Genomic DNA, 14301 nt, shown 5'->3' on the forward strand with positions numbered 1-14301 from the left:
GCAATCCTTTTTTCCTAATGGTGGATTAAACCATTTTTATTCAATTATTCGGCTGATTTTCCAGCTTTTTTAATAATTTCTTCAGTAATTGATTTTGGTGTTTCTTGGTAATGTGAAAACAACATTGTATAAGTTCCACGCCCTTGTGTAAAACTTCGTAAATCAGTTGCATATCCAAACATTTCTGATAATGGAACTTTTGCCTTAACAACTTGGGCATTCCCACGTTGATCATTTCCTTCGATTTGACCACGACGTGATGATAAGTTCCCCATTACATCCCCATAGTATTCTTCGGGGACAGTAACTTCAACAGCCATAATTGGTTCTAAAATAACTGGTTTACATTTTTTCGATGCTTCTTTTAATGATAAACTAGCTGCAAACTCATAAGCCATTTGTGATGAATCGACATCATGGTATGACCCATCAAATAAAGTTGCTTTAATATCAATCATTGGATATCCTGCTAATTTTCCTGTTTGCATTGATTCCTCTAATCCTTTTTTGACAGAACCGATGAATTCTTTTGGAATTTTTCCACCAACAATAGCATCAACGAATTCAAATCCTTTATCATGATTTGGTTCAAATTTAATTCATACGTGTCCATATTGACCACGTCCTCCTGATTGTTTAATGTATTTTCCTTCCACTTCAGCACTATCTTTAAATTTTTCACGGTATGAAACTTGTGGTGCTCCAACATTGGTTTCCACTTTAAATTCACGTTTCATTCGATCAACTAAAATATCTAAGTGTAATTCTCCCATTCCAGCAATAATTGTTTGACCTGTTTCCTCATCTGTTCATGTTCGAAATGTTGGATCTTCTTCGACCAATTTTTGTAATGCTAAACTCATTTTTTCTTGGTCAGCTTTTGTTTTTGGCTCTAATGCTAAGTTAATAACTGGTTCTGGAAATACCATTGATTCTAAGATTACTTCGTTTTTCTCATCACAAAGAGTATCTCCCGTTGTTGTTAATTTTAAACCAACGGCTGCAGCAATATCACCAGCATACACTGTTTCAATTTCTTCACGATTATTAGCATGCATTTTTAATAAACGACCAATTCTCTCTGATTTATTTTTTTTTGAGTTTAAAACAGAACTCCCTTTTTTTAATACTCCTGAGTAAACTCGGAAGAATGTTAATTTTCCAACAAAGGGATCAGTCATAATTTTAAAGGCTAAGGCTGAAAATGGTTCACTATCATCAACATGACGTTCTACTTCCGTTCCGTCTTCTAGTACTCCTTTAATTGATGGAATATCAAGTGGGGAAGGTAAATAATCAATTACCCCATCCAACATTAATTTAACTCCTTTATTTTTAAAAGCACTTCCACAAAAAACGGGGAAGAAATCACCTGTTAATGTTGCAGCACGAATTGCACTTTTAATTTCTGGAATTGTAATTTCATTTCCGTCTAAATATTTTAACACTAATTCTTCATCAAAGTTAACCGCTGCTTCAATTAATTTCATGCGGTATTCTTCAACTAAATCTTTTAAATCATCTGGAATTGGAATTTCTTGTGCTTCTTCGTTTGCTGTTCCATCATAACGATAAGCTTTTCGTTCAACAATATCAATAATTCCGCTAAATTGATCTTCCGCTCCAATTGGAATTTGGACTGGATGAGCATTTGCTTGTAAACGATCATGAATTGTTTTTACTGAATACAAAAAATCAGCTCCAATTTTATCCATTTTATTAGCAAAAACGATTCTTGGTACCCCATAAGTTGTTGCTTGGCGTCAAACTGTTTCTGTTTGTGGTTCAACCCCTGATTGTCCATCAAGCACCGCAACGGCTCCATCTAAAACACGTAATGATCTTTCCACTTCAACGGTAAAATCAACGTGTCCTGGAGTATCAATAATATTTAAACGCATATTTTTTCAAAACGCTGTTGTTGCCGCAGAAGTAATTGTAATTCCACGTTCTTGTTCTTGGGCCATTCAATCCATTTGGCTAGCTCCATCATGTGTTTCTCCAACTTTATGGATTTTACCAGTATGGAATAAAATACGCTCAGTTGTTGTTGTTTTTCCAGCATCAATATGCGCCATAATTCCAATATTCCTCGTATTTTCTAAAGAATATTCTCTTGCCATCTCTCTTTTCCTTTCTATTTTTTATCAACGATAATGTGCAAAAGCCTTATTAGCTTCCGCCATTTTGTGTGTATCATCTTTTTTCTTAACTGCTCCCCCGATTCCGTTTGAAGCATCAATAATTTCATTTGCTAAGCGATCAATCATACTCTTTTCATTTCGTAATCTTGCATAATTAATTAATCAACGTAACCCTAAGGTAACTTTACGATCATCATTTACTTCAATTGGGACTTGATAATTAGCTCCCCCAATTCGACGAACTTTTAATTCTAAATGCGGAGTAATATTTTCAATTGCTTTGTTAAACACTTCTAATGGTTCAGTTTTTGTTTTTTCTTTAACAATATCAAATGCACCATATAAAATTGTTTGTGCAACTCCTCTTTTTCCGTTGATCATAATTTTATTAATCGCACGAGTTACCAATTTTGAATTATAAATTGGATCTGATAAAACATCTCTCTTTTCTGCTTGACGTTTACGCATAGTAATCCTCTCTTCTGTTTACTTAAGCTTTTGCAGCTTTTGGTCTTTTTGTTCCGTATAGTGAACGTCCTTGTTGGCGTTTATTAACTCCAGCGGTATCTAATGTTCCACGAATAATATGGTAACGAACCCCTGGTAAGTCTTTAATCCTTCCCCCGCGAATTAAGACAACACTATGTTCTTGTAAGTTATGTCCTTCACCAGGAATATACGCTGTTACTTCCATTCCGTTTGTTAAACGAACACGAGCATATTTTCGTAACGCTGAGTTAGGTTTTTTCGGTGTCATTGTTGCTACCCGTGTACATACCCCTCTTTTTTGTGGTGCGTTTTCATTAGTTTGTTTTTTTTGTAAAGAATTTAACCCCCGATTTAAAGCGGGTGCTTTTGTTTTCCACACTTTTTCTTTTCGTGGTTTACGAACTAATTGATTAATTGTTGGCATTAAACTCTCTCCTTTCTGCTTCACATATCCGAGTGTATCAAAAAATACAATCCATATATAATATTACATAAAACAGCAAAATAAGTCAATATTCTCCTTTAATTTTTGTCCTTATCTTGTGATAATTTCGTAATAGTTATCTAGCAAAAATTTCGCAACCATTTAAAATTAAAAATGGTGATAACAATGGAAAGAAAACTAACAATGAAAGAACAACATAAATACAAAACAATTGAAAAAATTATTAACAATAAAATATCAAAGCAAAGAGCTGCAAATATTTTACACTTATCAATTCGTCGCATTGAACAACTTATAAAACTTTATGATCCACAAAATAGTCAATCATTTGCTCACCATTCTCGTGGAAGGATAGCTCACAATAAAACAAATCCACAAATTTGTGAAAAGATTATAAATTTATATAAAACTAAATATATTGGCTTTAATTTTACTCATTTCAAAGAAAAATTAATCGAAAATGAAGGAATAAACATTTCATATTCAGTTTTATAAAAATTAATGTCCTTAAATCAAATTAAAACACCTCGAAAGCAAAAAATAAAGAAAAAAGATAAAACCCACCCTTTAAGAGCACGTCGAAAATGTTTCGGCGAACTATTACAAGCTGATGCCAGTGAACATCATTGATTAGGACCAAATGGTCCAAAATGATTTTTACATGGCGCAATTGATGATACAACAAATACGGTTGTTGGATTATATTTTGCTTATCAAGAAACATTACAAGGTTATTATAATGTTTTACATCAAATTTTACGAAATTATGGAATTCCCATGACATTTTATACCGATAAACGAACAATCTTTACATACCAAAAAAGTAGTGATAAAACCGAAGAAAAAGACACCTTTACTCAATTCAGCCGATGCTGTGATGAATTAGGTGTCGAAATCATAACTACTTCAATTCCCCCAAGCAAAGGGACGAATTGAACGTTTATGAGGCACTCTACAAGATCGCTTGAAAAATGAATTAATTCTCGCAGGAGTAACCACTATTGAAGAAGCAAATACATTCTTAAAAGAATTTATAACCAAATTCAATAAACAATTTGCCATTCCTATTGATTATAACAATTCTGTCTTTGTTGACGCGAGAAATAATGACAAAATTAATTTATTTTTATCAATCACTTCAACGCGACAAACAGACAATAGTTCATCAATTAGTTATAACAATAAAAAATATATGGCTTATAATAATAAAAAGTTAAAAGTCTTTAATTCAAAAACAAAAATTACAGTAATTAAAGCATTTGATGAAACGTTATATTTAAAATAAAACAATCAAATATATAATTTATTAGAATACATTCCGGTTCCTATTAAAAATATTGAAAACAAAGTTCCCAAATATAAAGCATATAAACCAAAACCAAATCATCCTTGAAATAATAAATATACATTACAAACATTATCAATTAAATAATTTTGCTAAATTTTTGCTAGATATTGACATTCTTTTTACTATTTACTTTACTAATTCTACCATTTTTTTACATTTTTGCTTTAATTTTGTCGAAAACTGATTGCGTTGCCAAAGTTGGGGAAAATAAAAAAGAAAGTTTTCAGTATAATTAAGTTTGCCAAATTGTAAAGTTAAGTGCAACTAAATTATTTTTCTAACCAAATATTCGATTGGCGAAAGATAATTTAGTATTTTTCTTGGTCTTTGGTTTAAAGACAATATAAATTTATGAACTGCATTTTTAGTAGTATTTGAAAAATTAAATTTTTTAGGAAATTTTTCTCTAATTAAACCATTAGTATTTTCATTAGTACCTCTTTGTCAGGGTGAATATGCATTAGCAAAATAAATTTTCACATTTAAATTTTTTTCAAGTTGTTGTCAATTAGCAAATTCTTTACCACGATCAAATGTTATAGTCTTAACAAGATTATTTGGCAGAATTGATAAATAATGGCTAATATTTTCGTTAATAACTTTAGTAGTTCTATTTTCAACTAATATTGCTAAAGTAAATCTTGATGTTCTTTCAACTAAAGTTATTAAACATGATTTACTTTTACCTCGTGATGATACTACGGTATCACCTTCTCAATGACCAAGAGTTACGCGATTATTAACATTAGCATTTCGTTCTTTAATTGATTTACCATTAAATTTACCCCGATTTTCTTGATATTTTCGTTTCTTACCTTTTCTTCTTAAATTTTTATTAGTAACTTTTTCAAGTAATCCAGAATAAATTCAATTGTAAATTGTTTTAAAACTAATAATTCATTCTTTATGAAAATTTTTAATTCTGCCATAAATTTGTTCGGGTGATCAACCTAATAATAATTTTTGTTGTACATATTTTACTAATTCTCTATTTTTAAACTTATGAAAATAAATATGTGATTGTTTTCTATTTTCTGCTTTATTTTGTGCAATTAATGAAAAATAATGATTATTATCTTTATTTCTATTAACTTCTCGAATAATAGTACTAATACTTCGATTAATATTTTTAGCTATTTCACTAATTTTTATTTTAAACTTCAATTGATTCTCAATATAAATTCTTTCATCTATGCCAAGATGTTTATATCCCATATAAAAACTCCTTGCTTTATTTTTTCTAAAATAAACTTAGCATCATAAAACTTTTATATGAGATTTTTTGCAATTTTATTTACTTGCACTTACAAGTATAATTCAGCGTTTGAAAAAAATTAGAAAGAAAACCATCCTATGAATATTATAACTAGAATCCAAGAGTTTTTAAACGAAAATAATAACTCTTTCATTAATTAAATCAATAAAAGAGTTATTATTTTCGTTTAAAAACTCTTGGATTCTAGTTATAATATTCATAGGATGGTTTTCTTTCTAATTTTTTTCAAACGCTGAATTATACTGAAAACTTTCTTTTTTATTTTCCCCAACTTTGGCAAAGCAATCCTGCACCCAAAAAAGTAAGTAAAGAAAAAAAGTCTTTTATTCAATTACAAGACCATTAAATCAAATTACGTTATTTCATACTGACCGGGGTAATGAATTTAAAAATAAAATCATTGATAATATCTTAAATACTTTTAACATCAAACGATCATTAAGCAATAAAGGCTGTCCTTCTGATAATGCTGTAGCTGAAACAACTTACAAAAGTTTTAAAACGGAATTTATCAAGGGGCAAAAATTTATAAATTTAACCCAATTAAAATACAAATTATTTGACTTTGTGCATTGATATAACAATATTCGAATTAACGGTAGTTTAAATTATTTAACACCTGTTGAATTTAGAAAACAACAGTCCATATAAAAAGTGTCCTAAAAAGGGTTGCCAATCCAAACATTAAATAAAATTTATCTTGAAATTATTAATTATTTAGTTAATTACTTTAATTTTGTAGAAAACTCTTGATAAAGTCAAAAAACCTTATAAAATATAGAAATTTGCAATAAATACATTTTATTAAAAACCCAATAAAATAAAGGTTTTATTAAAATATCAAGAGTTTTCGACAAAATTAAAAAAATAGTTTAATTTTAACCAAATATATGATATAGTTAATTTATAAACAAATTGGACAGAGGGCATATTGAGTTAGATGGAGGTATCACATGAACAATAATGAACCAAATTTTAATGGAGGGAACGAAAATAATTTTAATTCGTTTGGCAATTCAAATGAATTCGAAAATAATAATTTTGAAAACAAAAATCCAGCAGTAACTCCATTAACTGACTCGATTAAAGTTCCCAATAATACAAATGATTTTCAAACTGAAGCTAATCCGGCGTTTAATTCTTCTTATATTTCACAAAAATTAGGAATTAATAGCACATCAATGAAACCGCAACATAATAAACCAATTTATCAACCAATTATTTATCAACCATTTGTGATGCCAATGATGATGGGTTATCCACAAATGTTTCCGTGTTCAATGATGCCCCAATTCCCAATGATGATGGGTTATCCACAAATGTCAAAATATCCTGGGATGTTAACTTATCCATCAGTGGTTGGACCAGAAGTAGAACAACAAGAAATGCAACAATATGCTCCTGGTCAAGAATCTGGAAAACACCAAATGCAAGATAATGGTCGTCATTTTTCTTTTATGAATCCTGATTTAATGCAACAACAACCACTTAATGGTGATTTTGATGATAATTTTGGTGGTGGAAATACTTTTGGATCAAATTCAGATTTTGGACAAGAAACTTCAAATTTTGGTCCAACGCCATATTTTAATGCTGCGCCAAGTTTTAGTTCTGCTCCTGATTTTGCTCCATCGAATGTTTTTAATAACAATAGTAATGTTTTGAGCAAAATGGATTCCACTAAAATGCCATTTCAATATGAAGAAGAAACAAGCAAACGAAAATTACCTGTTTGAGTAATAGTATTGATTGTGATGTTAGTCTTTTTAATTTTAGCAATTATAACTATTGTAATATTATATTTTAATTTAGAAGCAGTGCACGATTTAATTAATAGTTGGTTTGGTTTTGAATTACCATTTGAACCGTGATTTTAAAAATGTTATGGAGTAATACTGCAATGTTTCTTTTAACTGAGATATATAAATAAAAATTTTTTTAGATTATTATTAATATATAAAGTTAGGAGAAACATTTTTATATGGCTAAAGATAAAATAAAAGGGTCTACAGTCTACTATTATTTCTCCTTTTTTAAATTTGGATTTTAACACAATATTTTTATTTGTTTAACTGTCCCATTTAATTTTACAACTCAGGTTATATAAAATGTAAGGTACAATATACATTTAAGAATTTAGCATAAAAAGATTTTAATTTTGTCGAAAAATCTTGATAAAGTCAAAAACCCTTATAAAATATAGAAATTTGTAAAAAGTCCATTTTAATAAAACCCAATAAAATCAAGGTTTTATTAAAATATTAAAATATCAAGATTTTTCTACAAAATTAAAATAAAAATACTTTATTTTTTTGTCATTTTGAGATACACTTATTAAGTTGTTAAACTTTAATTTATTCTGTTATCTAAAATAATATAAATATGTAAATTCAACAGCTGTAATGTTAAAAAAACAACTAAACTATGATATGAAAATAAAAGGAGATTAAATGAATTTTAATACATTAAATTTATACCCATCATTACAGCGAATGATTGCTAAAATGGGTTATACTAATCTAACTGAAATCCAAGAAAAAGCGATTCCAGTTGCCCTAAATAATCAAGATATTATTGGTAAAAGTCATACCGGAACTGGTAAAACGGTAGCATTTATTTTACCAATCTTGCAAAACTTAGATACAAACTTAAAACGGTCACAAACAATTATCTTATGTCCAACACATGAACTAGCAACCCAAATTATTGGTCAAGTACGTAGATTTGCAACTTATTTAGAAGGAGTAAATGCAACATTAATTTGTGGTGGTTCGCATATCCAAAGCCAAATTTATGCTTTACGAAAAAGCAATATTATTGTTGGAACACCAGGGCGAATTGCTGATCATATTAATCGTAAGACATTACGCTTAGATAAAATTAAAACAATTGTCCTTGATGAAGCTGATGAAATGTTAAAAATGGGTTTTAAAAATGATCTTGATAAAGTGTTTGAAAATGCCCCAGAAAAATATCAAACATTATTGTTTTCTGCAACAATGCCAAAACAAGTATTAGAAATTGCTAATACTTATCAAAATAATCCAGTTGAAATTGTTGTTACAAAAAATAGCATTGAACAAAATAATATAACACAACAATATGTTAATGCAATTAATTATCATAAGAAAGATGTTTTAATTGCTTTATATCAACATTTACAACCAAAACGCAGTATTATTTTTTCTAACACAAAAGCTTTTACGAATAAAATTGCGGATATGTTAACAAGCAATGGTATTAGTTGCTGTGTTATTAATGGTGATAAAAGTCGTTATGAACGAACACAAGCAATGCGTTTATTCCGTGATGGTAAAGCAACGGTAATGGTTGCAACTGATGTTGCTGCGCGAGGAATTGATATTGAGAATATCGATTATGTTATTAATTATGATATTCCAACTGAACGAGAAAGTTATATTCACCGTATTGGACGAACAGCACGAGCTGGTGCAACTGGAGTAGCAATCTCAATTGTTTCAAATTGTAATGAATTGAAAGAAATGCAGCACTTAGGTGAATATCAGAAGAAGAGAATTGAATTATTAAATATTTCAGAATATTATTTAAAACCAAAACCACAAGGAACAAAAAAATTTGATGCTAATCATAAACAAACGAGTTTTAAACAAAAGAATAGTAATTTTAAATATGATAATTCACAACGTAGCAATAAAAGTAAGCAATCTAATGGTAAGAGAGACTTCAGTTCACAAGGTAATAAAACTTGAAAAGAAAAAAATAAAAAATTTGGGAGAAATAATTTTACATTTAACCGAATTTAAGGCAAGTAATTTCTTACAAAATGTTCTTTGTAAGAAATTAAGTTGTTAAAAGCACCATGGTGCTTTTTTTTCAGTATAATTAGACTGCACCCTGTTTAGTAAGTGTTAATAAAAAGGTTTACAAACTTTCATTTATTATATCTTTTTCTTTTTGGTTTGAATATCATTTATTTCATTTTTTAACATCATTAATATATTCATTATGAGATTTATAATTTTTATTATGGATTGTTCCTTTTTTAAGTAATGAATGAAAACTTTCAATAATAATGTTGTCTGCACAATGATAATTTTTACCCATTGAAATTATAATTTTGTTATCTAAACATTTACTATTATAATCTTTAGATGTATATTGATATCCGTGATCTGAATGAATTATTGTTTTATTTAGCTCTTTTTTTATTTTTTTAATTTTATTAATTGCAGCATTTAAATTATCAATTACAAGTTTGTTATTATTAAATTTTGATCATTTTACATCAATAATTTCTTTAGTATATCCATCAATTATTGTTGATTGATAATGTTTTTTACCATTTCAAATTAAATAAGTTACATCAGTAAATAAAATTGAAAATCTTTCTTTAATATCATTAAAATTACGATTTACTAAATCAGGATATTTAATTATATTTTTATTTCTATTTTGTTTTATTAATATTTTTCTACGCATACGCTTTACATATTCAGCTTGAATATTATTTTCTTTCATAATTCGTAATACTTTCTTAGCATTATAAACAATGCCATAATCTTCTTTTAAATATTTGGTAATTCGACGATAACCAAATTGTTTCAAATTTTCTTCATAGACTTTTACAATATTCTTTAATGGTTCACTATCCTTACCATTACTTGAATAATTTTTATATTTATCTCAATAACTACGCTTTAAATCTGTTATATCAAGTAATAAATTTAGTGGATATTTATTAATGTTTTCTTTGATAAAAAATACAATTTTTATCTTATTTAATTGTAAAAGTCATGAAGCTTTTTTAATAATTCATACCTAACTTTGTAATAGTTTAAATCTCTTTTTTCAAATGATTCTTTTGGACCTTTATTGGTGTTTAAAATCCCTTTCTTAAAATTTTAATACCATGAAGCAACAGTTTTTTTATTAATTGCATATTTTTTTGCAATAAAACTTATACTATTATTTTTAACCTCTTGTCCTATCCTTTTTCGAAAATCTGCTGTATATTTATTAAATTTTTGTCCTTTTCTTGCCATATAAAAATGCACCTCCTTTAAAACTTTAGCAAAGACTTTTTTTCTTTACTTACTTTTTTGGGTGCAGTCTAGAATCATAGCGCTTTTTATAATAATTAATCTTTAATTTTGTCGAAAACTATTGATAAAATTAAAGAATATATTTACAATTCAGGAATTAATAATAAACAGCACAAGTTTATCCCTATAAATATGACCATACTTTGTATTATATTATCTTATACTTCATGGATATCCTAAAAAAAATACGGGTGAGATTTTTTTTATTTTATTTGCTTTTTCTAAAAAATAGATTATGATGTAAGTATAAAAATAAATGATATAGTTGTATATACTAGTAATATGGTCTAGTGTTTCTACGTCTTACCATTGGAAAAAGACACTATAGATTAATGCTTTTGCTTTTTAAACATTAACCATTCATTTTAATTGAAGATACCAGGTTGATTTTTTTGTTTTTAGGAACATTAAGTTAAAAAGGAGCAAATTTAATGAAAAGAATTTTACAAAGTTTAATGATTATAAATATTGCGGGGACTTCAGCTAGTAGTCTTATTGCTTGTACAAAAAAATATTATTTTGATAGTAGTATTTGAGTTATTACTGATGGTGGGACTATTACTGACCTTGCTTTTAATCAATCGGCATGACAAGGGGCAAGTAAATATGTTGTTGCCCAAAAAAATAACGGGATTTTAGGATTACAATGAAAAACTTCAGATTGACGAGCAAGTTATTTTGAATCAGTTAGTCAAACACCTGGTGATTATAAACGTGCTTATATTACTTCTTCAATTGCGGGGGCCAAGACCTTAGTTTTACCAGGCTTTAATCATGGTAACACTTTGGGGTGAGCTTCAGTTTTAGTTGATAATATTATTTATATTGATGGTAGTAGGAAAAATATCCATCTTAATATGTATCAAAAAGCTCCTTTAGCAAAAAACATTATTGGAATTACTTATCAATCTGAAGCTTCTGGTTTTTTTGCTAGTTTAGCAACAAATATTTATTTAAATGCTCATCAGCAAGAATATAATGGTCAATTAAAAATAGGTACTTATGGTGGAATGGACAATCCTGTTGCTGTTTCAAATTATATGTGAGGTTTTTTAATTGGGGTTGATTTATTTAATATGATTATTGATGCACCATTAAACAATAAATGAAATAATTTAAAAGGCAAATTATTAGAGCAAGTTCAAAATATTAATCCGTCAATAACAACTTTGCAACCAGTTACTAAAGTTCAAAAAGTTTTAAAACAAAATGAATCATGATTTTCACAATCATTTCAGGCTGGCGACGGGAAAATTATTAGTGATGAATTATTGTCTCGGGGGGCTCGTATTATTTTTCCTGTTGCTGGGGCACAAGTGCAAGATACAATTAATCAAATTAAAGTTCATAAAGTTAATGCTAAAGTTGTTGGTGTTGATACTGAACAATCAAAAATTTATGGGGAAAATTATGTTGTAACAAGTGCTCTAAAACAAATTGGCACTTCAACTTATGATGCTTTAAAAAATATTTATTCGCAAGAATGTGGTTATGATGCTCGAAATGAAATGTGAGATTTGACATATCAAACCAATAATTGTTGAATTAATACTGATCAAACTTCCCTTAATCACCCATCATGAACAGGGATTGAAACAACTAAATGGGTTAAACAAGACTTAGTTGATTTTTTACATAATACTATTGAAGATAAAAGCAAAAATACTTTATTTGATCAAATTATTCAAATATTACAACGAGCTTATAAAACGGGGATTGATAACCATGGGGCAATTGCCGCACATAATTTTGCTAATACTTTACAAAATACTTACGAGACACAAACAACATTAAAAGAATATTTATTAACAGCGATTGAAAAAATATTATAAGATATTTGTTAGTAACAAACTAAATTGATATAAATCCAATAAGTTTATATAGACCTGAATTGTAGAAACCACATACATTTTGTACTTTTGGTGTTTACATTTTTAAAAAATTGATTTTATTAATATTTTAAATAAGGAGTTGAAATTATGCAAACAAAGCAATATTTAATTTTGTGGTTGTTAGTTAAAAAGTATGGTAAAGATATTGTTATTAATACTGTCAATAAGATTGCAAATGATATTGAAATTAAAAAGTAAAAGAATAAATTATTCCGCTTAATTTATTAGCGGAATAATTTATTCAATAATAAACTTCTTGCGATACCTTATTATTTATGCTTAAAAAGCAATTAAAATTTTTAAAAATGATTATTTTAAAGTTTGCTGAATTATACTTGTAAGTGCAAGTAAATAAAATTGCAAAAAATCTCATATAAAAATTTTATGATGCTAAGTTTATTTTAGAAAAAATAAAGCAAGGAGTTTTTATATGGGATATAAACATCTTGGCATAGATGAAAGAATTTATATTGAGAATCAATTGAAGTTTAAAATAAAAATTAGTGAAATAGCTAAAAATCTTAATCGAAGTATTAGTACTATTATTCGAGAAGTTAATAGAAATAAAGATAATAATCATTATTTTTCATTAATTGCACAAAATAAAGCAGAAAATAGAAAACAATCACATATTTATTTTCATAAGTTTAAAAATAGAGAATTAGTAAAATATGTACAACAAAAATTATTATTAGGTTGATCACCCGAACAAATTTATGGCAGAATTAAAAATTTTCATAAAGAATGAATTATTAGTTTTAAAACAATTTACAATTGAATTTATTCTGGATTACTTGAAAAAGTTACTAATAAAAATTTAAGAAGAAAAGGTAAGAAACGAAAATATCAAGAAAATCGGGGTAAATTTAATGGTAAATCAATTAAAGAACGAAATGCTAATGTTAATAATCGCGTAACTCTTGGTCATTGAGAAGGTGATACCGTAGTATCATCACGAGGTAAAAGTAAATCATGTTTAATAACTTTAGTTGAAAGAACATCAAGATTTACTTTAGCAATATTAGTTGAAAATAGAACTACTAAAGTTATTAACGAAAATATTAGCCATTATTTATCAATTCTTCCAAATAATCTTGTTAAGACTATAACATTTGATCGTGGTAAAGAATTTGCTAATTGACAACAACTTGAAAAAAATTTAAATGTGAAAATTTATTTTTCTAATGCATATTCACCCTGACAAAGAGGTACTAATGAAAATACTAATGGTTTAATTAGAGAAAAATTTCCTAAAAAATTTAATTTTTCAAATACTACTAAAAATGCAGTTCATAAATTTATATTGTATTTAAACCAAAGACCAAGAAAAATACTAAATTATCTTTCGCCAATCGAATATTTGGTTAGAAAAATAATTTAGTTGCACTTAACTTTACAATTTGGCACTGAAAACTTTCTTTTTTATTTTCCCCAACTTTGGCAACGCAATCGTTTTCGACAAAATTAAAGCAAAATTAAAGTAATCTTATTAACTTTATGTTATAATTTTTTGGATACTAGTAAATTAATTTTTTTCTTTGTAATAATAATCAATTTAATAAAGAAAAAGCTATGCGTTAATTTTTAGAATTATGAGGTGATAATTTCAATGAATGAAGAAAA

The 14301-nt window shown here is 27.5% G+C and carries 13 protein-coding genes, 1 pseudogene and 1 riboswitch; of the genes and pseudogenes, 8 read left to right on the forward strand and 6 right to left on the reverse strand.

Features of this window, described 5'->3' with window-relative positions; translation table 4 throughout:
* Positions 1–44 precede the first annotated feature (44 nt).
* From fusA to rpsL, 3 genes are read right to left on the reverse strand one after another with little or no spacing between them, the layout of a single operon-like run.
* Positions 45–2123, reverse strand: coding sequence for an elongation factor G (gene fusA, locus ACQH23_RS09260; RefSeq protein WP_425378120.1), 2079 nt, complete (start codon positions 2121–2123; stop codon positions 45–47).
* Positions 2124–2144: 21 nt separating this feature from the next.
* Positions 2145–2612 carry a 30S ribosomal protein S7 gene (gene rpsG, locus ACQH23_RS09265; RefSeq protein ID WP_425378121.1) on the reverse strand — a complete coding sequence of 156 codons (468 nt, stop codon included), beginning with the start codon at positions 2610–2612 and terminating at the stop codon, positions 2145–2147.
* Between the two features lie 22 nt (positions 2613–2634).
* Positions 2635–3057, reverse strand: a complete 423-nt coding sequence (gene rpsL / locus ACQH23_RS09270; RefSeq protein ID WP_425378122.1) for a 30S ribosomal protein S12 — start codon at positions 3055–3057, stop codon at positions 2635–2637.
* 204 nt (positions 3058–3261) lie between these two features.
* Between rpsL and ACQH23_RS09275 the strand changes: the two genes are divergently transcribed.
* Genes ACQH23_RS09275 through ACQH23_RS09285 form a run of 3 tightly spaced genes read left to right on the forward strand, consistent with a single transcriptional unit; the run spans position 3262 to position 4363 of the window.
* Positions 3262–3573: a hypothetical protein gene (locus tag ACQH23_RS09275; protein WP_425378123.1), complete on the forward strand. Its 312-nt coding sequence runs from the start codon at positions 3262–3264 to the stop codon at positions 3571–3573.
* A gap of 6 nt (positions 3574–3579) precedes the next feature.
* Positions 3580–4128, forward strand: coding sequence for a hypothetical protein (locus tag ACQH23_RS09280; protein ID WP_425378124.1), 549 nt, complete (start codon positions 3580–3582; stop codon positions 4126–4128).
* Positions 4043–4363 (forward strand): hypothetical protein, encoded by a 321-nt coding sequence (locus tag ACQH23_RS09285; protein ID WP_425378125.1) that lies wholly within the window; start codon positions 4043–4045, stop codon positions 4361–4363. The genes ACQH23_RS09280 and ACQH23_RS09285 overlap by 86 nt, the downstream gene beginning before the upstream one ends.
* A gap of 327 nt (positions 4364–4690) precedes the next feature.
* Here the strand turns inward: ACQH23_RS09285 and ACQH23_RS09290 are convergent, their stop codons facing one another.
* Complete coding sequence (locus tag ACQH23_RS09290) at positions 4691–5641, reverse strand: IS30 family transposase (protein WP_425377913.1); 951 nt, start codon at positions 5639–5641, stop codon at positions 4691–4693.
* 376 nt (positions 5642–6017) lie between these two features.
* Here ACQH23_RS09290 and ACQH23_RS09295 point away from each other — a divergent pair.
* From ACQH23_RS09295 to ACQH23_RS09305, 3 genes and pseudogenes are all read left to right on the forward strand, one after another.
* Positions 6018–6353 (forward strand): annotated as a pseudogene (locus tag ACQH23_RS09295) (IS3 family transposase); the annotation flags it as partial.
* Positions 6354–6655: 302 nt separating this feature from the next.
* On the forward strand, positions 6656–7579 hold the full coding sequence (locus ACQH23_RS09300; RefSeq protein WP_425378126.1) for a hypothetical protein: 924 nt from the start codon (positions 6656–6658) through the stop codon (positions 7577–7579).
* A gap of 573 nt (positions 7580–8152) precedes the next feature.
* A complete protein-coding gene (locus ACQH23_RS09305) occupies positions 8153–9487 on the forward strand; it encodes a DEAD/DEAH box helicase (RefSeq protein ID WP_425378127.1) in 1335 nt (444 codons plus the stop codon).
* Between the two features lie 118 nt (positions 9488–9605).
* Here ACQH23_RS09305 and ACQH23_RS09310 read toward each other — a convergent pair whose 3' ends face one another.
* Together ACQH23_RS09310 and ACQH23_RS09315 are read right to left on the reverse strand one after the other, a co-directional pair.
* On the reverse strand, positions 9606–10289 hold the full coding sequence (locus tag ACQH23_RS09310) for an IS3 family transposase (protein ID WP_425378128.1): 684 nt from the start codon (positions 10287–10289) through the stop codon (positions 9606–9608).
* Positions 10290–10585: 296 nt separating this feature from the next.
* Positions 10586–10726, reverse strand: a complete 141-nt coding sequence (locus tag ACQH23_RS09315) for a hypothetical protein (RefSeq protein ID WP_425378075.1) — start codon at positions 10724–10726, stop codon at positions 10586–10588.
* A 305-nt stretch (positions 10727–11031) separates the two neighbouring features.
* Positions 11032–11131: riboswitch (purine riboswitch) on the forward strand.
* A gap of 86 nt (positions 11132–11217) precedes the next feature.
* On the opposite strand from ACQH23_RS09315, the gene ACQH23_RS09320 reads away from it, so the two are divergent.
* Both ACQH23_RS09320 and ACQH23_RS09325 read left to right on the forward strand, forming a co-directional pair.
* Complete coding sequence (locus tag ACQH23_RS09320) at positions 11218–12618, forward strand: BMP family ABC transporter substrate-binding protein (protein ID WP_425378129.1); 1401 nt, start codon at positions 11218–11220, stop codon at positions 12616–12618.
* A 490-nt stretch (positions 12619–13108) separates the two neighbouring features.
* The gene (locus ACQH23_RS09325) at positions 13109–14059 is read left to right on the forward strand and encodes an IS30 family transposase (RefSeq protein WP_425378130.1); all 951 of its coding nucleotides are present in this window, start codon (positions 13109–13111) and stop codon (positions 14057–14059) included.
* The last annotated feature ends 242 nt before the right edge of the window (positions 14060–14301 follow it).

The sequence above is a fragment of the Spiroplasma endosymbiont of Polydrusus pterygomalis genome, assembly GCF_964030635.1.
Classification (GTDB): Bacteria; Bacillota_I; Bacilli_A; order Mycoplasmatales; family Mycoplasmataceae; genus Spiroplasma.